This window comes from Amycolatopsis sp. BJA-103, assembly GCF_002849735.1.
Classification (GTDB): Bacteria; Actinomycetota; Actinomycetes; order Mycobacteriales; family Pseudonocardiaceae; genus Amycolatopsis.
This window is the reverse complement of record NZ_CP017780.1, coordinates 766,018-785,695: the sequence shown is the minus strand read 5'-3', so window position 1 is coordinate 785,695 and position 19,678 is coordinate 766,018. Positions and strand designations below refer to the sequence as shown.

The 19,678-nt window shown below is 67.6% G+C and carries 18 protein-coding genes; 7 read left to right on the top strand and 11 right to left on the bottom strand.

Features of this window, described 5'->3' with window-relative positions:
* Positions 1 to 261: 261 nt before the first annotated feature.
* From BKN51_RS03590 to BKN51_RS03575, 4 genes are all read right to left on the bottom strand, one after another.
* Positions 262 to 1,584, bottom strand: coding sequence for a neutral zinc metallopeptidase (locus BKN51_RS03590; protein ID WP_101606257.1), 1,323 nt, complete (start codon positions 1,582 to 1,584; stop codon positions 262 to 264).
* Between the two features lie 116 nt (positions 1,585 to 1,700).
* Positions 1,701 to 2,585 (bottom strand): hypothetical protein, encoded by an 885-nt coding sequence (locus tag BKN51_RS03585; RefSeq protein WP_101606256.1) that lies wholly within the window; start codon positions 2,583 to 2,585, stop codon positions 1,701 to 1,703.
* A 638-nt stretch (positions 2,586 to 3,223) separates the two neighbouring features.
* On the bottom strand, positions 3,224 to 4,423 hold the full coding sequence (locus tag BKN51_RS03580) for an LCP family protein (RefSeq protein WP_101613026.1): 1,200 nt from the start codon (positions 4,421 to 4,423) through the stop codon (positions 3,224 to 3,226).
* 174 nt (positions 4,424 to 4,597) lie between these two features.
* A complete protein-coding gene (locus BKN51_RS03575) occupies positions 4,598 to 5,341 on the bottom strand; it encodes an SDR family NAD(P)-dependent oxidoreductase (RefSeq protein WP_101606255.1) in 744 nt (247 codons plus the stop codon).
* A 100-nt stretch (positions 5,342 to 5,441) separates the two neighbouring features.
* Here BKN51_RS03575 and BKN51_RS03570 point away from each other — a divergent pair, with 100 nt between their 5' ends.
* Both BKN51_RS03570 and BKN51_RS03565 read left to right on the top strand, forming a co-directional pair.
* On the top strand, positions 5,442 to 6,068 hold the full coding sequence (locus BKN51_RS03570; protein ID WP_101606254.1) for a TetR/AcrR family transcriptional regulator: 627 nt from the start codon (positions 5,442 to 5,444) through the stop codon (positions 6,066 to 6,068).
* A gap of 36 nt (positions 6,069 to 6,104) precedes the next feature.
* Positions 6,105 to 7,679, top strand: coding sequence for an MDR family MFS transporter (locus BKN51_RS03565; protein ID WP_101606253.1), 1,575 nt, complete (start codon positions 6,105 to 6,107; stop codon positions 7,677 to 7,679).
* Between the two features lie 96 nt (positions 7,680 to 7,775).
* On the opposite strand, the gene BKN51_RS03560 is transcribed toward BKN51_RS03565, so the two are convergent.
* On the bottom strand, positions 7,776 to 8,027 hold the full coding sequence (locus BKN51_RS03560) for a WhiB family transcriptional regulator (protein WP_101606252.1): 252 nt from the start codon (positions 8,025 to 8,027) through the stop codon (positions 7,776 to 7,778).
* Between the two features lie 188 nt (positions 8,028 to 8,215).
* Here BKN51_RS03560 and shbA point away from each other — a divergent pair, with 188 nt between their 5' ends.
* On the top strand, positions 8,216 to 9,391 hold the full coding sequence (gene shbA / locus BKN51_RS44765; protein ID WP_174720525.1) for an RNA polymerase sigma factor ShbA: 1,176 nt from the start codon (positions 8,216 to 8,218) through the stop codon (positions 9,389 to 9,391).
* A gap of 58 nt (positions 9,392 to 9,449) precedes the next feature.
* On the opposite strand, the gene BKN51_RS03550 is transcribed toward shbA, so the two are convergent.
* On the bottom strand, positions 9,450 to 10,043 hold the full coding sequence (locus BKN51_RS03550; RefSeq protein ID WP_101606251.1) for a hypothetical protein: 594 nt from the start codon (positions 10,041 to 10,043) through the stop codon (positions 9,450 to 9,452).
* A 222-nt stretch (positions 10,044 to 10,265) separates the two neighbouring features.
* Between BKN51_RS03550 and BKN51_RS03545 the strand changes: the two genes are divergently transcribed.
* Entirely contained in the window at positions 10,266 to 10,544 is a 279-nt protein-coding gene (locus BKN51_RS03545; protein ID WP_101606250.1) for a DUF3892 domain-containing protein, read from the top strand.
* 73 nt (positions 10,545 to 10,617) lie between these two features.
* Here the strand turns inward: BKN51_RS03545 and BKN51_RS03540 are convergent, their stop codons facing one another.
* The 4 genes from BKN51_RS03540 to BKN51_RS03525 all read right to left on the bottom strand — a co-directional run bounded on the left by BKN51_RS03540 (position 10,618) and on the right by BKN51_RS03525 (position 14,491).
* Entirely contained in the window at positions 10,618 to 11,460 is an 843-nt protein-coding gene (locus tag BKN51_RS03540) for a hypothetical protein (RefSeq protein ID WP_101606249.1), read from the bottom strand.
* Positions 11,461 to 11,554: 94 nt separating this feature from the next.
* The gene (locus tag BKN51_RS03535; protein WP_101606248.1) at positions 11,555 to 12,151 is read right to left on the bottom strand and encodes a hypothetical protein; all 597 of its coding nucleotides are present in this window, start codon (positions 12,149 to 12,151) and stop codon (positions 11,555 to 11,557) included.
* On the bottom strand, positions 12,144 to 13,823 hold the full coding sequence (locus BKN51_RS03530) for a PrsW family intramembrane metalloprotease (RefSeq protein ID WP_101606247.1): 1,680 nt from the start codon (positions 13,821 to 13,823) through the stop codon (positions 12,144 to 12,146). The genes BKN51_RS03535 and BKN51_RS03530 overlap by 8 nt, the downstream gene beginning before the upstream one ends.
* A complete protein-coding gene (locus tag BKN51_RS03525; protein ID WP_146044429.1) occupies positions 13,820 to 14,491 on the bottom strand; it encodes a hypothetical protein in 672 nt (223 codons plus the stop codon). Before BKN51_RS03525 ends, BKN51_RS03530 begins: the two co-directional genes overlap by 4 nt.
* Positions 14,492 to 14,630: 139 nt before the next feature.
* Here BKN51_RS03525 and BKN51_RS03520 point away from each other — a divergent pair, with 139 nt between their 5' ends.
* The 3 genes from BKN51_RS03520 (at position 14,631) to BKN51_RS03515 (ending at position 18,437) form a co-directional block, all read left to right on the top strand.
* A complete protein-coding gene (locus tag BKN51_RS03520) occupies positions 14,631 to 17,408 on the top strand; it encodes an AfsR/SARP family transcriptional regulator (RefSeq protein ID WP_158255829.1) in 2,778 nt (925 codons plus the stop codon).
* Between the two features lie 214 nt (positions 17,409 to 17,622).
* Positions 17,623 to 17,781 (top strand): hypothetical protein, encoded by a 159-nt coding sequence (locus BKN51_RS42960; RefSeq protein WP_158255828.1) that lies wholly within the window; start codon positions 17,623 to 17,625, stop codon positions 17,779 to 17,781.
* A 251-nt stretch (positions 17,782 to 18,032) separates the two neighbouring features.
* Positions 18,033 to 18,437 (top strand): hypothetical protein, encoded by a 405-nt coding sequence (locus tag BKN51_RS03515; RefSeq protein WP_101606244.1) that lies wholly within the window; start codon positions 18,033 to 18,035, stop codon positions 18,435 to 18,437.
* Between the two features lie 327 nt (positions 18,438 to 18,764).
* Here the strand turns inward: BKN51_RS03515 and BKN51_RS03510 are convergent, their stop codons facing one another.
* Positions 18,765 to 19,655, bottom strand: coding sequence for an alpha/beta fold hydrolase (locus BKN51_RS03510; protein ID WP_233224240.1), 891 nt, complete (start codon positions 19,653 to 19,655; stop codon positions 18,765 to 18,767).
* Positions 19,656 to 19,678 lie beyond the last annotated feature (23 nt).

Sequence of the window (19,678 nt, the reverse complement as noted above, 5' to 3'; positions counted from 1 at the left end):
GCAACGGTGAAAGTTGCGAACGAGGCTTTCACAACACCGTTGTCCTGGGTCCCGCCGTCCCTGGCCAGGGCTGAAGGTTCAGACACCGTGTGGGTCTGGTCGCACCAGACTTTCCGGGGCGTCGCGAAAGCCACTTTCGGGACATCAGAAGTCCCGAAAGTGGCTTTCGCGACACGACCGCTCGGCGTCGGACGCGGCGAAGGACACCTTTGACCTACCCCTCGACAAGTGATCAGCGTAGGGAAGGAGGCCTTCACGGATTTAGCGGTACTTGTTACCGCAGGTGTCCTGGTCACCGGAGGAGAAGCCGTCCCGGAAGGCCGCCACCCTGGCGAAGCCCGCCGGGAGCGTCCGGCCCCGGACGTCCGCCGCGATCAGGCTGTTCCGCGTCAGCATTTCGGCGACGGCCTCGTCGAGGTCTCCCGGCGACAAGGTGAGCGATCCGCGTTTACCGTCCACAATGGTCGATGCCCAGAACCCCGTGAGGCAGGCCGTGCGCTGCGCGGCCACCGGCCCGTCGAGCCGGAAACCGCCCTCCTGCTGGACGGCGAGGGTGTAGCGCGACGCGACCTCGGCGAACGCGGCGAAGTCACCGATCCCGCCCTGCCGCCCCCTGCGCGGCGGGGTGCCGATGCGGACGAGGCCGTCGAGGTCGAGGTTGATCTGGTTGGACTCCGAGCAGTAGGACGCGAGCGCGTCCTCCGTCGTCACCCCGCAGGCCGCTCCGGTGGTGAGCGTCGGCGGGGTGGCCGCGAGCCGGAAAGCCTGCCGCAAGCTGGTGGTGAGATCGGCCAGTGCTTCGCGGTCATCGAGACGGACGTTCTCCGCCGCCGCCCGCTCGTTCGCCGCAGCCGAGCCGAAACCGCCTTGGGTGCTGCGGCCTTCGATCTCCCGCTCGTCGATCATCGCGCAGCGGGCGGGCCCGTCGGTGAAGCCGAACTGGAACGCGGAAACCCGATCGAAGGCGTTGCCGTGCGCGCCGTCGTCGTCGAAGGCGACCCCGGCGGAGTCGCGGATCTGGAACAACGCGGTGAGCACCTCGTTGAGCCCGCGGCCAGTGGAGACCTGGAACATCGGCGACTTGCCCTCGGCGACCCAGCGGAGATACGCGCCGGTGTAGCAATCGGCCTGCTGTTCCTTGACGATCGACGGCGTCGCCGCCGGAAGGCCCAGCCGGAACTGGACCGCGTGGCCGATCTCGTGGGCGAGCACCGCCATGACCGCCGCCGGGCCGATGGAGTCGTTGAGCATCGGCAGCAGTTCCCCGCGATCCCAGGCGACGATGTCTTGGCCCGAGCAGTAGAACGCGTTCACTAACCCGGCTGTCGTGGCTCCGCAGATCACACGACCGCGGCCCGCCGAGTCGTAAGAGGCGAGGGTGGCCAGTGGCCGGAAGTCACGGTTGAAGACCGCCGGCAGGTGCTCGCGCCAATACCGCTGGACGTCGGCGACGGCGTTGGCCGCGAGCTTGTCGATCTCGCCGCCGTCCCCGCCGTCGACCGGCAGCGCGGCGTCGAGCACGCCGGGCTTGAGCCCACTGGGCCCGTCGGTGATCTCGAGCCCGGCGACCCGGGTGGGGTCCACCGGTTGTGCCGCTCCCCCTACCGTCGCGGCACAACCGGTGAGGAACAGAGACAGGCTTGCCACGATCGCCCAACCGGATCGACGCTTCATCACACCATTCCCGTCTCTGGTTTGGTTCAGCCGAAGAAAATCGAGGTGACCTTGTCCTCGAAGTTCACCTTCGCGAGATCCCGCACGTCACCTTCGATGACGAGCGACTTGCCCTTGCAGTCCTTTTCGGACCACAGCTTGAGCGAACCGGCGGCGGAGACCGATGACGTCACGCCAGGGCGGGCGACGTTCTGGCAGCCCTTGCCCGCGAGTCCCTGCGACGGCTCGTCGTCGCTGAAGTTCCTGCCGTCGAAGAGAACCGCGCTGGACGCGGGCTTCTGCGGCGGCGTGGTCTCTTCCTGCTGCCCACCCTGTGCTTTCTGGCCGTTCGGGGCGAGCCCGAACCACGTCCCGCCGACACCCTGACCGAGCGTGTCACCGGGCTTGGTGTCCTTCGCGAACCGGTACGCGGGCCAGCCGCCGACGGTCAGCTGCAGGGTGCCGTCGGCGCGCTTGACCGTGCCGACGGCGGATTTCTTGATCCCCGCCAGGAAAACCTTGCTCCCCGAGGTGACGAGCACCGGCGGCCAGGCCTTGGCGCAGTCGCCGTCGCAGGCCGACTTCGACGGCTTGGCGGTGTCCTTGTCGAAGCGGTACAACGTCAGGCCCGCGCCGTTGACCACCACCGGGTCGAGCGCGCCTGCTTTGGCGGCCTTGAGCTGCACCCATTTGCGGGCGACGTTCTGGTCGGCGGTCCCGGGCGTCCCGTCGGAACCCGTTGCCCAGTCACCGGTCTTGGGCGGCGCGTTGTTGGCCTTCGCGGTCCCGGCGAGGAAGGACAACTCGTTGGCGACCTGCTCGACCGGTACCGGTGCCGTCGGCAGCGCGGTGTTCTGCGTGCCGCAGGCGGCGAGCGACAACGCCCCGGCGGCGGCGAGCACGGCGATCGGCAGAACTCTTTTGCTGAGCACGATTCTTTCTCCCCTGCACCCTGGGTTCCAGGCTCTCTGGAACTCCCCTACGCCATCGACACGGACGGCGGCGGGATGCGGTTCAAAAGAATCTTGGGGACTTTCGCGCTCGGCACGAAACCGCGGTCAGAGGACTAATAAACGCGGAAGGCGATTGGGTCGGGTGCGAGCGGAGCGCAGGTACGTGAAGGCCCCCTTCCTGTACCTAGGCGCAAGGAAGGGGGCCATCACGTACTTCGAGCGACCAGGGGCCGGTGAGGCGTCGGTCCAGGTGGTCGTGAGTGGCGATTCGGGTTAGGGCCAAGGGTGTCTTGGTCACCTACCGGCCTCTGGCTGCGGCCGTTCACGAGTCCGGGCAGTGAAGGGCCCCTTGCCTACCTTGACCGTAGGGATGGAGGCCTTCACTACGGTCGTGATCGCCACGGCCGCCACTTTCACCCCACCCGCACCCGCAGCCACACCCGCAGTCACAGCGGCCACGCGTGAAGGCGCCTACCTGAGTTCGGCCGAAGAAACGCGACCCTCACGCCTTTCCCAAGTACGTGATGGCCCCCTTCCTTGCGCTAGGCGCAAGGAAGGGGGCCATCACGTACTTCAAGCGGCCACGGCGCAGGTACCAAGTCGGCTGGGTTGGTCGCCTAGTTGACACAGCCCGCCGAGGCAGGCGGCGCGGAAGACGTGGAAGACGAGGGCGGAGCGGCGACCGAGGAAGTGGCCGCCACCGGCTTGATCCCGATCCCGCCGGTCGGCTCCCCCACCGCGGCGACGTTCGTCGACGTCAGCGTGGCGTTCACGAACGCCTTCACCTGAGCGGGATCCACCTTCACCGCGTCGCCGTCGGAAGGCGTCGGCAGGGAAAGGCTCTGGATCGGGATCGTCTGGAACTTGATCGCCCCCGAACTCATCCCCCGCAACTGCTGCGCGAAGCTCAGCACGTCCCAGCCGCGGTCGAGCACGACCGCCCCCTGGATCGCGCCGGTCAGGGCGCTCAGCCTGGTGGGGTCGGTGAACGTCCCCGCGTCCAGCATGGTCTTGGCCATGCTCGAAAGGAACGCCTGCTGCCGCGCGATGCGGTCGAGGTCGCTGGGCAACCCGTGCCGCTGTCGTACGAAAGCGAGCGCCTGCGGCCCGGAAAGCAGCTGCTTCCCCGCCGGGAACGAAGCCCCCGAGAACTTGTCCTGGACAGGTTCCTTGAGGCAGACCTCGACACCGCCGATGGCTTCGCTCAGCGCGGAGAACCCGGCGAGGTTGACGGCGGCGTAGTGGTTGATGCTCAGCCCGGTGAACTGCTCGATCGTCTGGATCGTGAGTTTGGCGCCCGCTTCGTTGGCCTTGACCTCGAGCTGGGGACCGCTCAGGCCCTGGGCGCGCAGCGAGCTCATCGCGGCGTTCTTGCCACGACTGTAGGCGGAATTGATCTTGTGCTTGCCGAAGCCGCCCGCGATGTCCACATAGGAATCGCGCGGGATGGAGATGGCGGTGGCCGCGGCGCCGCCCGCCGGGATGTGGACCACGATCATGGTGTCGGTGGTGTCGCCGCCGTCGTCGTCGGCTCCGGCGTGCAACGTGTCGAGCACGTTCTGCGGCAACGGGTTCCCGTAAGTGTCGGTCCGGGAATCGATCCCGACGAGGAGGATGTTCTGCGCCACCTTCAGCGGCTCGCCCGCCGGACCGTCGGGCACCTGAGCGGAGGGCGCGATCACGTCGGCCGTGACGATGCCTTCGTCCAAACGGCTCAACTGGGTCCACGCGAAACCCGTGACCCCCAGTACGGCCGTCGACACCAGGCCCAGTGCGACGCGGCCGCCGATCCGCCGTCCTCGCGACGTGAGCAGCACGACCTTCTCCCCGCTTCCGTGAATGATCCCCCGCATTCGAGGATCACCGCGTTAGCTGGGAATTACCTGAGAAACGTGTCATAACCGGGTCTTAAAGCCCGTTCGGCCCAGCAGAAGTGATCAAGCAGACAACCGGCCGCGACACCGAGTGCCGGACCGACCGCGCAGCGCTCCCTAACGGGGCATCCGGCGCCAGATCGCGCGAGGCACCACGCGCATCACCGCGAACACCAGCCTCAGCAGTCCCGGCACCCACACGGTATCCCGGCGTTTCCGGATTCCGGCGACCGTCGCGTCCGCGACCTGATCGGGCGTGCTCGAGAACGGCGCCGGGGACATGCCCTCGGTCATCCGGCCGATCACGAACCCGGGCCGGACGAGCAGGAGGTGCACGCCGGTGCCGTGCAGGGCGTCGGCCAGGCCGCTCGCGAAACCGTCGAGGCCCGCCTTGGCCGAACCGTAGACGTAGTTCGCCCGCCGGACCCGCACCCCGGCGACCGAGGAGAACACCACGAGGCTTCCGCTGCCTTGCTCACGAAGCACTTTGGCCACATGCGTCAGCACACTCACGTGAGCCACATAGTCGGTGTGCACGATCGCGACGGCGTGCTCGACATCGGTTTCGGCACGCGCCTGGTCGCCGAGGATCCCGAAAGCGGTGACAACGACGTCCAGCGGGCCGTGCTCCGCGACGACCTTCTCCAGGAACGGGCCGTGCCCGGCGAGGTCGTCGGCGTCGAACTCGACGACGTCGACCGTCTTCGCTCCCGCGGCCAGCAGCCGTTCGGTCTCCGCGCCGAGGTCCGCGCTCCGCCGTGCGGCGAGCACGATCTTGCGCGCCCCGCCCTTGGCGAGCCGCTCCGCGACCGCGAGACCGATCTCGCTGCGCCCGCCCAGTACCAGCACCGTTCCACTCACCCGCCGCAGTCTGCCAGGCGGTTCGGGGCCGCCGGCCAGTGGCACGGTTCACAAACTGCAATTTTGCAGTATCTGCATCTTTGTGCGTATCGTGGTGCTCATGCCCGAACCCGTCAAAGGCCTCCGCGAGCGCAAGCGGCTGGAAACCCACCGCGCACTGGCGACCACCGCCGTCCGGCTCGTCGCCGAACGAGGTCTGGACCAGGTGACGGTCGAGGACATCAGCGCGGCGGCGGGGGTCTCGTCTCGCACCTTCTTCAACTACTTCGCGTCCAAAGAGGACGCTGTCGTCATCGCGCACGCGGACAACGCCGAACGTTCGCAGCGCGTCATCGAGAAGTTCCTCGCCGCGCCGAAGGAAGTCAGCATCCCGCGCGCTTTCGTCGCCGCACTGAAAGAGGACTTCGCCCAGATCGACGAGAACCGCGAAGAGTGGCTCGGCCGGATGAAGGCGATCCAGGAGAACGCCACCCTGCATTCGCGCGCGGTGGCGATGAACCACGACACCATCGCGCCGACCATCGAGGCGATCGCGCGCCGCGCCGGCGTGGATCCCCGGGACGACCTGTATCCGACGTTGCTGTTGTCCACGCTCGGCGGCGCCGTCAACGCCGTGCTCATCCTCTGGTCCCGGCACGACGGCCGGGTGTCCGCGCTCGACCTGCTGGACGAAGCCGTCGAAATGCTTCTCGCCGGGCTCCCGGAGCCCGGCGGCCGCGCGCGCTGACGCGCCCGGCATCCCAGAACACGAAGGGGGACGACCATGTCCGCATCCATGACCGAATCACGAGAACCGGAATCGCCACCGGATTCGATGGGCCGCAAACAGGTCCTCGAAGCCATGTCGGGGCTGATGATGGGCATGTTCGTCGCCATCCTCGCCTCGACGGTGGTCGCGAACGCGCTGCCGCGGATCGTTTCCGAACTCGGCGGCTCGCAGTCGTCCTACACCTGGGTGGTCACCACCGAACTGCTCGCGATGACCGCGACGGTTCCGCTCTGGGGCAAGCTTTCCGACCTGTACAACAAGAAGCTGCTGATCCAGCTCTCGCTCGGGCTGTTCGTGGTCGGCTCGCTGGTCGCCGGGTTCGCGGGCAACATCGAGCTCCTGATCGGCAGCCGGGTCGCGCAGGGCATCGGCGCGGGCGGGCTCACCGCGCTCGCGCAGGTGATCATGGCGGCCATCGTTTCGCCGCGTGAACTCGGTAAGTATTCGGGCGTCTTCGGTGCCGTCTTCGCGGTCGGGACGATCGCGGGCCCGCTGATCGGCGGCGTCATGGTGGACACCTCGTGGCTCGGCTGGCGCTGGTGCTTCTTCCTCGGCGTGCCGTTCGCGATCGCGGCGATCCTGCTGCTGCAGCGCACCTTGAACCTGCCGACGGTCCGGCGTGACGTGAAGGTCGACTACCTCGGCGCGTTCCTGATCATGGCAGGGGTCTCGACCCTGCTGGTCTGGTCTTCGCTGGCCGGGCACCAGTTCGCGTGGGGCTCGGCGTGGACGGCCGGCCTGGTGACCGCGGGCGTGCTCATCCTCGCCCTCGCCGTCTACGTCGAGTCGAAGGTGGCCGAGCCGATCCTGCCGCTCGGGCTGTTCCGCAACCGCACGGTCACCCTGACCACCCTCGCGAGCTTCCTCGTCGGCGTCGCGATGTTCGGCGGAACGGTGTTCCTGTCGCAGTACTTCCAGCTGTCGCTCGGCAAGTCGCCGACGGTGGCCGGGCTGCTGAGCCTGCCGATGATCTTCGGCCTCCTCGTGTCGTCCACGGTGTCGGGCCAGCTGATCAGCCGGACCGGCAAGTGGAAGAGCCACCTGCTGCTCGGCTCGGCCTTGATGACGGCGGGCCTCGCCCTGCTGGGCACGCTCGACTCCAAGACGAACCTCGTCGTCCTCGGCGCCTACATGGTGGTGCTGGGCGTGGGCGTCGGCATGCTGATGCAGAACCTGGTCCTGGTGGCGCAGAACGACGTCGACGCACAGGACCTCGGCACGGCGACCTCCACGCTGTCGTTCTTCCGCAGTCTCGGCGGCTCGATCGGGGTCAGCGCGCTGGGCGCGGTGCTCGCGAACCGGGTCACCGCGCTGATCACCGAGGACCTCGGGCCGCTGCCCGGTGGCGGCGAAGGCGGCGCGGTGCCGAACATCGCCACGCTGCCCGAACCGGTCGCGAACGTCGTCCGCAACGCGTACGGGGAAGCGACCAGCGAGTTGTTCCTGATCAGCGCGCCGATCGCGCTGCTGGTCATCGTCGCCGTCGCCTTCCTCAAGCACAAGCCGCTCAAGACCCAGTCGGGGAACGAGCGGCTGGCCGAGGAGACGGCCGCCGACGCCGTCGCCTGACCACCACGAGAGAGGGGCCCGGTTCACCGAACCGGGCCCCTCTTTTTTCGCGCGCGAAAACAACGGACGGAAATTCAGTCGCGCGTTCGAGTGGATTCAGGCAGCGCTGCCGACACGAATCGGGCGGCGCCGCTCGCTACCGGTCAGCCCGCCGAAAACGCCATGGGCGAGTCCGTTGTCCAAGGCGTAGGCCAGGCAGGCCGAAATCACCGGGCACCGTGCGCACACGGCCTTCGCCCTGTTCGCCTGCCGTGCGCCGGGACCGGTTTCGGTGACCGGGAAGAACAGTTCGGGATCCTCACCGCGGCAAGCGGCCTCACTCAGGTCACCGGCCATCCTCGTTTCCATTTTCCTATCACCTCCTTTTCTTCGATTTTCCCTTCCGCGTCAAACGACTTCCGCTCGAAGCCGGGTATCCACCCCGGTACGTGGCGCAAACATCACCTTCACCGAATCGTTACACTCAGCGGCCCGCTCACTGCACCTGTCCTGTGAGGGCATTCGCGTCAGGCGGCTGGGAGCGGTGAGTGCGGGTGATGGGCCAGGAAGAGTTCGACGAGTTCTTTCACAGCGAATTTCCGCTGCTCACCGGCTTCTTGTGCAAGGCGGGCTTCGCGCTCGACCCGGCGCGGGACGCGGCGGCGGAGGCGATGCTCAACGCCTACGAGGACTGGCAGACCATCAACCAGCCGAAATCATGGGTTCGCCGCGTCGGGCACCGGCGTGCGAAGGAACAGACCGCGGTCCGGGCCGACTGGGCCTTCGCCGACGCCGGCCGGGAGGACAAGCTCACCGTCCTCGCCGACGAGGCGTCCTCCGTCCTGACCATGCTGGGGCGGCTGCCGAAACGCCAGCAGCTCGGCATGGCCTGGTCACTGGACGGCTTCACCTCCCGGGAGATCGCCGGGGTGCTCGGGATCGCGGACGAGGCCGTCAGCGCGACGCTGCGTCACGCGCGCGGCCGGCTGGAGGAGCACGACCCCGGGTTCGTCGGCCGCCTGGACAGCGCCAACGGGGCCTTCGTCGACGCGCTGCGGGTGGGGCTCGACGTCGAAGACACCCTGTCCCGGATCAAGAACCGCGCGATGATCCGGGACCTGGCCCTGGTGGAGCCGGGCACCCCGACGGAGGCGGAGCCCGAGCAGGTGACGCCGGATCACTGGTACACCCTCGACGGTCCCGTCGCGGCCGCGGGACAGGGCGACCGGCGCGCGCTGGACCACCTGCTGACCACCATCCGCCCGATCGTGATCCGGTACTGCCGGGCACGGATCGGCAGACAGGAACGGACGTACGCCTCGGCGGACGACGTCGCGCAGGAGGTCTGCGTGGCGATCCTCCGCGCGCTGCCCACCTACCGCGAACGAGGACGGCCGTTCCTCGCCTTCGTCTACGGCATCGCCCAGCACAAGGTCGCCGACGCCCGCCGCGCCGCCGCCCGCAACCGCACCGAACCCGTCGCCGAAGTCCCCGACGGGGTCTCGGATACCGCGAGCCCCGAACAACACGCGCTGCACAACGAACTGAGCGACCGGATGGGGGAACTGCTGCGGATCCTGCCGGACAAGCAGCGGGAGATCGTCGTGTTGCGGATCGTCGTCGGCCTTTCGGCGGAGGAGACCGCCGGCGTGGTCGGATCGACGGCGGGTGCCGTGCGGGTGGCGCAGCACCGGGCTTTGACGCGGCTCCGCAAGATTCTCACCGACGAGTGACCTCGTGAGTGGCAGGGACGGTTCTAACCGTCCTTGCCACTCACGAGACCCAGCGCGTTCACGGACGGCAGCGTTCCGCGGTCGCCGCGGCCGTCTTCAGTTCGGGCGCTCCCAGAATGGCCGCGACCGGGTCGAGCGCGCCGTTCGTGTCCTTCTGGGCGGCGATGAGCCCCTCGACCGCCCGGCCCTGTGCCGCGGTGTCGTTCTTCCCGGACGCGTCCAGGTCGGCCTTCGCCTTCACGGTCTTGTCGCGCGCCGCGGTGTACTTCCCGAGGAACTCCTGCTTCGCCGTCTCCCCCGCCGGAACCGGCGAGGCGGGCAGGGCGCTGAGACCGTCGACCGTCTTGGACAGAATGGTCGAGTAGTGCCCGAGCTGGTCGCTCGTGCTCTTCTTGATGGCCTCGACGGTTTCACCGCTCGCCGAAGGCATCTTGTTGTTGCCGTCGACGAAATCCCGGACCGCGCCGCAGAATCCGTTCATCCAGGCCACCGTCGCGGCCGAATCCGCGGCGGGTGACGAGGTCGTCACCGGCGGGGGCGCCGGGGCGGCCTGCGGTGCCGGGTCCGGCGCGCAACCGGCCAATGCCATCGCGGCCAGGGCGATTCCCGCCGCACCCAGGAACCCGGCCGATGTCTTGTGGGCAGCGCACATGTCTGTTTCCCTCTCTTCCGGCTGGTGTTCCCGGCCGGCGCGAGGACTGTGACATGCGGGAACGCGCGCGGTCTGCGTCATCTGACTCAGAACGGACGGGCGGCGCTCGAACTCGTAACGTTCGAGGCACGGCGACCGGACGGCGTAACGGGGTGCCGACAGGTGGCGAGTACAGCATTACCCCTGTTCGCTTCGAGGGCACCCAGCCGGGGAGGCAGCACCATGGCCATCAAGATCATCGCAGCGCGGCTCGAAGGCGGGAAGTTCCACGAAAGCATCACGAAACTGCGCTGGATCAACCCCGGCAGCGGCGAGACCGGCGAGAGTTTCGTTTCGGCGATCGTGGCGTGGATCGAGGACGACGACGGGAAGGCCTACGTGGACGAGGGAATCCACCGGGTGGCGGTGGAGATCATCAAGCCGACCTTCGGCCCCGAGTTCCTCCGCACGCGGGCGGACGGGATCTGGAAGAACAACCTGCTGGAGCTCCCCCGCTTCTGAGGCGGAATCGACGTAGTCGTCGAGTAGTCAACGCGATGCTGCCGCTCCGGCGTCGATGACCGATCCGGCCGCGTCAGAAGCTGCCACTGCCGTAGTTGCTCGAGGGCCCGCCGTGGTACTTCGACCAGATCTGCGGACTACTCGGGTCGTGGGGATGTGCGATGATCACTTCGCCGGTGAGCCGCGCCCACCCCGATACCACGGTTTGGTATTTCTCCTCCAACGCACGAGCGGTCTCCTGCCCCCAACGCACTCCGGTGTAGCGATGTTCGGCCCGTTCCGCGGTCAGCGCGGCGTGGACCTCCTGCGCGGTATGGCTATTGCCGCCTTCGGCGTCCAGGCTCCTCAGATAGATCCAGAAGCTGCGGCGTCCGCCTGAGTGCTTGCGAATCTCGTAGGCCCACACCGGGCCGGACACGCCATCGATGGCCTCCGCACGCTTCTTCCTGGCCAGCTCCTCCTCTCGTCGTTCGCGCTCCTTCTCCCGCATGGCGTACTCCTCCAGGTAGCCGGGAAGGTCACCCATGCTCTTCTGGTGGGCCGCGAGAGCGGCATTGAAGTCCGACCGTAGCCGCGCGCTCGCCACGTCATATCCCTTTCGCAGCAACCAGTTCCGCCGTGCGTACTTGATCCGCCACCTCAGGCCACCCCGGAACGGCGCCCGCAGGTGGCGGCTGACGGCTTCCTCACGTTCCTGCAAGGCGTGGATCTCCACCAGCAGTCGGTCGGTCGCCGAGCACCAGCGATCTCGGTCCTCCCGATTCGCTCTGACGAGTCTGTCCGAGATGGAGTGTGATGAACGGGAGGCCTTGGCGCACAGCAACCGGCTGTGCTCACTCAGTTCGGCGCCGACCACGTCGACCGTCCAGCCGCCCAGCAGGCTCCCGAGCTCGGTGACATAAAAGTCGAACTCCACTAATTCTCCTTAAAGATGCCGAACAACCCGTTTGATGAACAACACGTCCCGCTGGTACGCCACCGCACTCCACAGCCACACGACGGTGAGCGCATCACCTGACCGGTGAAGGGATCGTGCGGCCACCGATGGTGATCGTGCCCGTGACACGTGCTGTCTGGAGTACATTGCCGCGGACGTCGCCACCGATCGAATTCGCATCTGCCGGGCCTATTTCGCCGATGACGTTGTGCCGGCCGAGCTGGGCGACGTCACCGAACACGATGCCGGTGATGGTTGCGCCGTCCCACATGACCACATTGCCGTACACGTTGCCGTCGATGGTCCCGCCCTTCATGAACACGTCGCCACGCACGTCACCGTGGATGAATTCGTCCATGAGGGGATTGGCGCGCAGCTCGTGACTTCCGTCCGCTTTCAAGTAGGTGCAGTGGTTCTGCTCCTCGGGTAGTGGCGCACCACCTCGGGCATAGCTGAGCGCGGCGTGAATCGCGGCGGCGCCGAGGGCGGCGGCCACCGCGATCACCGAGCCGACCGCGGGGTAGATACCGCCGCAGCCCTCGTTTCCCGAGCTGTCCAGGGTGTTGACCAGACCGCTGGTGCACTGGGCGAGCGCGGTGGCCGGGGTGAACAGCAGCCCGGTGAAGACGGTGGTCACGAGGAGGGTGACCCGCCCGAGCACGTCACGCATGTCGGACCCTTCCCGTGCGGATTTCGTGGCCGGTCTTGAGGTCTTGGATGTGCCGCCGCAGCGGTGCGAGGTCCACGTCCGCCCGGTCGGGGTCCTGGCGTGCCTGGTGCCAGTGGCACATGCCCAGGTCGAGCTGAGCCTGGTACAGGCGGGACAGCCGGCGGTAGGCACGCGGACCGCCGTACCGGAAGGCGTCGACGCCGGCGCGGAACCGGCGAGCGGGGTTGAGGAGCACCGGCAGTTCGGCGGTGGTGACCGCGGCGTGCCCGCTGTTCGCCTCGTGTCGGAGTTCGACGGTGAGCGCGGCGCTCTGGTAACGCAGGCCTCGGCGCAGCAGCACTAGGTACATGACGAGGAGCGGACCGAGGAGCAGCAGGGCCAGGAGCGGCAACACGACCATGGCGAACACCGGCTCGCTGACGCGGAACATCAGCGGCAGCAAAGAGATCAGGCTGTTGTACAGGTAGTGGCCGCAGATCGCGGTCAGCAGGCCGCAACCGATCACGGCGAGCCTCGTCCTCGGGTTCCGCACCTGCCGGGCGGCACCGATCGCCGCGCCGACCAGCGCCGAGAAGGCCACATGCATCACCATGATCCCGACCACCTGTCGCAGCCAGTGCTGATAGACGGCGCCGCCCGTGCCCGGGGCGGACATGTACAACACGGATTCGAGGAAGTTGAACCCCAGGCCGACACTGGCACCGACGACGAGACCGGACACCACGTCGGTGACCCACCGCCGCGCCACGACGGCGATCAGCAGCACGCCGACGCCCTTGGCCAGTTCCTCGAAGACGGGCGCTTTGACACCGTCGATGATCGCGACGAACCTGGTGAAGCCCAGCAATTGATCGCTCAAGGAGTTGTACAGGACCGGCAGCGCCATTCCGTATCCGACGGCAACCGCCGCACCCCAGCCGAATCCGGCGATCAGGATCCGGAACGGCATCCGCCGATGGCGTTGCATCCGGTGCACGGCCCAGAACGCGATCGCCGTCGTGGGCAGCGAGAGCAGCGCCGCGGACACCAGGTCCGCCCCGCTCTCGGCCCTCGCGTGGATCATCTTGATCAGGAGCGCGATCGGCGGCAGACCGCACGCGAGTGCGATCCACAGCTGACTGTTCCTGTCCCGTCGCCGCAGTCGCTCACCGTCGGCGGCACGGCTGGGGTGGAGTCGGTCGCCGCCCAGGATCAGGCACGCCAGCAGCAGGGCACTGAGGCCGGCGTTCATGTTCGCGGTGACCATCTCCGACACCTGGTACTCCGGCTGGGCGAATTGCACGGCCGCCACCATCAGATGGAAGGCGGACAGCGTGGCCAGCGCCGCTGCCATGACCACCAGGGCGCGCGTCACCGGTGCGTCGGGGGTGGCGAGCCAACGACGGCGCACCGCCCGATACAGGACGACGAGCATCAGGAGCCGGATGACGTTCAGAAATACGGCGGCGAACGACCGGGACGTCTTGGTCTTCGTGAGTCCGAAGCTGTCGGAGAACGCGCCGGCCGGAATCTCCAGTGCCGGTTTGGTCAGGAACAGCAGGAACGGCACCAGAGCGAGGACGCCACCGATCACCGCGCAAATCACCAAGATCCGCCGGTGCGGATCAGGTTCGTACCCCACCCTCTGTCCGGCTTCCCCGCCGCGGGAATCACCCACGAGTTCCCGGCTCACGACCGACTCACCCCTTCCGGCGACCGAGACCGCCGATGTCTCCCCCGCCGGACGCGGCCGACGAAGGGCCGCGCGTCGTGCACGACCCCGAGCACGCGCGCGCCCACGGCGACCAGCAACGAGGTACCACCGATCCACGCGGACAGGGTTCCGTCCGACACCGCACCGGCAGGCTGGGTCGAGACCGCGCCGGTGGGGTCGTAGACGACGTCCAGCCGAGCACCTTCACCGGCGGCACGGTAGGACAGAGACACGTTCTCCTCGCGTTCGTCCCCGCAGGCGAGACGATGGTCGTGGTAAGTGTCCGTGGTCGTGCTCCAGTGCTCCCCGTCATAGGTTCGGATCGGCACGCGACGGGTCTGGATGTCGAGCACCGTGCAGGACGTGCGGACGCCGCGTTCGGACAACGCCGCGTCGTGCACCCCCTCCCACGCCGCGAAAGCGGCGATCACCGTGGCCGCCGCCCCCGCCATGACCCATCCCAGCGGTGCGGCGAGGAGAATGGAGGTCAGCCAGAGCAACAAGCCGACGCCGAGCAGGACACCGCCCAGCACGCGCGATGAGTGCGCGCACAGCCAGGCCCCGGCCAGCGACGAGGCGACCACGAGTACCGGCTGGACCACGGCGATGACCGACTGCGGCACCGGCCCACCGGGGTGAAGCCTCATGCGTTCGTCCTCCGTCCTGAGGCCGTCACGTGCGTCGGCCCTTGGGACTACTACTGTGGGTGATCAGTCCTGTACGTATCTCGCGTCAATCTTGAATCGGCAGGTAAGAGGGGGTCTTGGAGTGCAGCCAGGAGGTGTCGTGGGGGTCGAGTTCGCCGTTCTCGGCGACGTCCGTGTCCAGGTCGACGGACAGGATCTGGACATCGGGCACGCGCGCCAGCGGTCCGTGCTCGCCGTCCTGCTTGCCGAGGCCGGCCACAAGGTGACCGCCACCCAGCTGGTCGACCGTGTGTGGGGAGAGCGGGCCCCTCTTCGAGCTCGGGATGCCCTCTACAGCTACCTCTTCCGGCTCAGGACCGCCCTGCGGGACGTCGCGGGGTTCGACATCGCTCACCGAGGTGGCGGATACGTGCTGCAGATCGACATCGAGACCGTCGACCTGTACCTGTTCCGCAGCCTGCTCGGACAGGCTCGCGAAGCGGTCGAAGAACGGCGAGCGCTGGCCCTGTTCGACCGCGCGTTGCGGCTGTGGCGAGGTGTGCCCTTCGCCGAGTCGGACAGCCCCTGGCTGGCGTCGGTGCGCGATCGACTGCAGAAGGAGCGGTACACCGCCCAGGTCGAGCGTCACGACGTGGCACTGAATCTCGGGATGCATGCCGAACTACTGGCCGAGCTGACCACCGCGACGGCCGCGAACCCGTTCGACGAGCGACTCGCCGGTCAGCACCTGCTCGCCCTGTACCGATGCGGGCGCCGGGCGGAGGCGTTGACGCAGTACCGCACGTTCCACGCCCGGCTCGTGGCGGAGATCGGAGTCGAGCCCGGCGATCAGCTGCGACGTCTGCATCAGCAGATGCTCGCCTCGCAGGTGCCGCCGCCCGCCGCCCACCGCGCTCAGGCCCCGCAGCCGGTGCCGGTGCCACGGCAGCTACCGGCGGCATCACCGTGGTTCATCTCCCGCACCCGCGAACTCGGTCTGCTCGACAACGCGCTGAACGACGCCGCCGGCGTCGTTCTGGTGACGGGTATCGGAGGATCGGGCAAGACGTCGTTGGCACTGCACTGGGCGCACCGCGAGGCCGGGCGGTTCCCCGACGGGCAGCTGTACGTGAACCTCCGCGGATTCGATCAGGTGGGCAGACCGCTGTCTCCGGCCGATGTGCTGCACGGGTTCTTGGAGGCGCTGGGCGTGCCGGCAGAGCACGTCCCGGCCGGTACGGACGCGCGGGCCGCGCTCTACCGCAGTCAGCTGGCCCGCCGACGAGCGCTGGTGCTGCTGGACAACGCCTACGACGCCGACCAGATCCGGCCCCTCCTGCCAGGTGGCGCGGATTGCCTCACGGTGATCACCAGCCGTGACCGGGCCACCGATCTGATCACCCACGAGGGAGCCGTGCCCGTCCCCCTGACCGTGCTCGACGAGGTCGAGGCCGTGTCACTTCTCACCAAGCGGCTGGGACTCGACCGGGTGGCCGCCGAACCCGACGCGGTGGCGCGACTCGTCGCGCACTCCGCCCGGCTTCCGCTGGCCTTGGCGGTCGTGGCGGGTCGCGCGGTGGCCAACCCGGCGTTCCCGCTGAGCGCGCTGGCCGACGAACTCCACGAGGAGAGAGCGCGGCTGGACGCGTTGGAAGCGGACGGCACCACATCGAGCGTGCGAACGGTGTTCTCCTGGTCGTACCGGACGCTGAGTCCCGAGGCGGCCCGGCTGTTCCGGCTGCTGGGCCTGCACCCCGGCCCCGACACGGACCGGTTCGCCGCGGCCGCGCTGGCCGGGATCGACCTGTCGCGCACCCGCACCCTGCTGGACGAGCTGACGCGGACACATCTCGTGGACGAGCATCGCCTCGGCCGCTTCCGCTCGCACGACCTGCTCCGCGCGTACGCGACCGAGCTGACCGAGCAGGAGGACACCGAGCACGAACGGCGAACGGCCTTGCACCGATGCCTCGACTTCTACCTCCACACCGGGTTCGCCGCCGAACGACACTTGGCTCCGCACTGGCCACCGATCACACTCACCGCGGCACAGGACCACGTCCCGCGCCTCCCCGTCACCGACTATCACCAGGCCATGCGGTGGCTCACCGCGGAGCACGCCACGCTGCTCGCCGCGACGGCGGCGGCCGTCCGCGCACGCCTGGACGTGCACGCCTGGCAGTTGCCCTGGGTACACAGCACCTACCTGAGCAGACGAGGGCACCTGGCGCAGCGCGCCGAGTCCCAGCGCACCGCGCTCGAAGCCGCCGACCGCCTCGACGACGACCTCGCCCGGGCGACCAGCCGACATCTACTCGGCAGAGCCGAAATCCTGTTGGGAAACCAAGACCAAGCCCTGAAGCACCTGCGACACGCGCTCGAGGGCTACACACAACTCGGCGACACGACCGGCATGGCCATCACCCATTTTTCCCTCAGCTCGGCCTACGACCTGCAGCAGTGCCACCCCCGGGCATTGGAGCACGCCCAGGACGCACTACGGCTATGCCGCGAAGCGGGCGACCACGCATGGGAAGCGTTCACGCTCACCGCCATCGGCTGGTACCACGGCAAAGCAGGCCGGCACGAGCAAGCCCTCGCCCACTGCAGCGAGGCCAAACCCTTACTGGACCGCATCGGAGACCGAGACGGCCGAGCCCACAACCTCCACTGCCTCGCACGCGCACACCACAATGTCGGCCAGCACACCGAAGCCGCACAGTGTTACCGCGACTCGCTCGCCCTGTTCCAAGAACTGGGCAGTCCCTACCTGGAAGCAACAACTCTCGACCACCTCGGCGACGCGTTACAGGCCGCAGGCAACCGCCCCGAAGCCTGCGACGCATGGACCCGGGCGCTCGAAATCCTCGAACCACTGGCCCACCCCGACACCGTCGAGATCGAATCCAAGCTCCTCGACACCAGCGCGCGCCGATAGCCGGCAAAGGGCAAGGACGCACGAATCCGAGCACCTTCTCACTCACGATGTGCCAGACGGTCACCGGCTGCTGAAGAATCCCCTAACCTGGGTTCAGCTTGCCTCGTACCGGAATGTCGGTGCGGTCCGGTAGATGATGGGGCATGTTCCGCGACTTCAACTTCAAGCTGCTGATCATCGACAAGCTCATCCAGCCCCGTTCCGGATCGCCGACGTGCTCCACGCCAAGGGCGCCACCGGCGACCTGTGGAAGTACCTGCGCGAACAGGACCTGCTGCCCAGCCTCCGCGTGATCCACGGCGGCGACGAGGCCATGATGGCCGCCCCCGGCGCCGAGGACACCTTCAAGGCCCGCGGAATCGCCGTGGCATGAACCCCTTTCATCGTGGATGGCCGCGATGATCGCGGTGGCCCGGCGCGGGCAGCAACGGGTTCGGCCAGAACTTTCCAGCCCCATGAGCAGTGAGACGGCGCGTCATCAGGACGTTCCACCACGATCCAAGCGGCCATAAGGGCAGGAACCACTGCCCCTGCGGCGGAACAACCGCCCGCGCGCTCATGGTCGCGGGAGTGCAACGCTTCATGCACCGCAAAACCGGACAACAGCGGGAAGATGGAGCAAACATGCGCAAGCTTTTGACAACGGTGGCCCTGTTAGCGAGCTGTCTGGCCATCGGAACGACAACGGCGAACGCCGCTCAGACCCGCGCGACACCACTGGCGGACTGCCACGTCGCGAACGTGCAGCTCGCGTTCGACAACTGGGGCTCCACCGGTGGTTTCCATGCCTACTGCGGGCAAAACCGGCGTGTCTGGGCCGTCACCGCGTTCTACGACTCGGCCGGAGCACAGATCGCGGGCGGCAGCGGCTACACCCTTGTCCCCGCCGACGGCCAGTGGCACTGGTTGTACGCGAACACCAGCTGGGGCGGCGTCTGGAAACCGGTCTACACCGGCTGCATCTGGATCACCCAGGACAACCCCTTGCCCGGCGGCACACTCCTGTCCAACTACTGCAAGAACAAATAACCACCATCGCCCGCATCGTGAGAGGACCTTCATCGCATCCTCGGGAGCTGGCGCCGCGACCAAGGCCGCGGCCTTTCCCTTAACGCTGACGTCCCCGGTGGAGCCCGACACTGTCTACATCCAGATGACCGACACATCCCAGAACATCGTCAAGAGCGCCACCTTCGTGCCCAGCTCCAGCATCTGTGAAACTCGTGAAGTCCGCAGAAGACCATCGGTCAAGACGTCCCGCAGGCAGAGAGCATGGAAAGTCCTGTCTTGGCGGCTTGACCTGTTGACCGGACTAAGCGGAGATACGCCAAGGATCGGGCGACGCCTGCAGAGCCACTAGCCTTGCCGGTCCAGCCATTCTGAAATCACTCGGTTCGTCTCTTCGGGCATTTCCTGCTGGATCCAGTGACCGCAGTCCAGGCCGACCACTTCCACCTCGGGCACGAACTCCGCCAGTTTTTCGAACCTCGGGACCGCGAGGTCCCGATCGCCGTAGATCATGAGGGTGGGCTGCTTGATGATCGGGTCCGCGTCCGCCAGTTGGTGCCAGTCGCGGTCGAGGTTCCGGTACCAGTTGATGCCGCCGGTGAACCCCGACGTCTCGAACGCGGAGACGATGACGGCCAGGTCGCCGTCGCTCATGACGGGCTCCCCGAGTGGTGTTTCCGCCTTGGCGAGATTGATCAAGGCCATGCCAGGCTCAGGGGGTGCGGGGGGCACGTTCTTCCGGTAGAGGTTGCGGATGAACTGGGAGGTGTTGCCGTCGAACACGGCATCCGCGACGCCCGGCTGCCGGTTGAAGTGGACGAAATAGAAGTCTCCGCCGAGGAAGGTCTCCATGTCCTCGATCCACGGCGTTTCTCCGCGCACCTGGTAAGGCAGGCTCAGGTTGATCAGCTTGTTCACCCTGCCGGGGTGCAACAGGGTCAGCCCCCAGACGACGAACGCGCCCCAGTCATGACCGACGAAGGTGGCGTCCTCGTAGCCATAGTGATCCAGGAGGGCGACGAGGTCACCCGTCAGGTGCTCGATGTCGTAGTCCGTCACCTCGGCCGGGCGAGAGGAGTTGCCGTAACCCCGCTGGTTCGGCGCGATGACGTGGTAGCCGGCCGCGGCGAGGACGGGCATCTGATAACGCCAGGTGAAGGCGTGCTCCGGCCAGCCGTGGCAGAGCACGATGGGCTTTCCCTTGTTTTCTCGGCCTGCTTCGAACACTTCGAGCTCCACGCCGTTGACTGGAACAAGGGTGG

Excerpts from the sequence above, each read along its gene's own strand:
- BKN51_RS03570 (WP_101606254.1), top strand. The coding sequence starts at position 5,442 with ATGCCCGAACCCGTCAAAGGCCTCCGCGAGCGCAAGCGGCTGGAAACC.
- BKN51_RS03565 (WP_101606253.1), top strand. The coding sequence starts at position 6,105 with ATGTCCGCATCCATGACCGAATCACGAGAACCGGAATCGCCACCGGAT.
- BKN51_RS03560 (WP_101606252.1), bottom strand. The coding sequence starts at position 8,027 with ATGGAAACGAGGATGGCCGGTGACCTGAGTGAGGCCGCTTGCCGCGGT.
- shbA (WP_174720525.1), top strand. The coding sequence starts at position 8,216 with ATGGGCCAGGAAGAGTTCGACGAGTTCTTTCACAGCGAATTTCCGCTG.
- BKN51_RS03550 (WP_101606251.1), bottom strand. The coding sequence starts at position 10,043 with ATGTGCGCTGCCCACAAGACATCGGCCGGGTTCCTGGGTGCGGCGGGA.
- BKN51_RS03545 (WP_101606250.1), top strand. The coding sequence starts at position 10,266 with ATGGCCATCAAGATCATCGCAGCGCGGCTCGAAGGCGGGAAGTTCCAC.
- BKN51_RS03535 (WP_101606248.1), bottom strand. The coding sequence starts at position 12,151 with ATGCGTGACGTGCTCGGGCGGGTCACCCTCCTCGTGACCACCGTCTTC.
- BKN51_RS03525 (WP_146044429.1), bottom strand. The coding sequence starts at position 14,491 with ATGAGGCTTCACCCCGGTGGGCCGGTGCCGCAGTCGGTCATCGCCGTG.
- BKN51_RS03515 (WP_101606244.1), top strand. The coding sequence starts at position 18,033 with ATGCGCAAGCTTTTGACAACGGTGGCCCTGTTAGCGAGCTGTCTGGCC.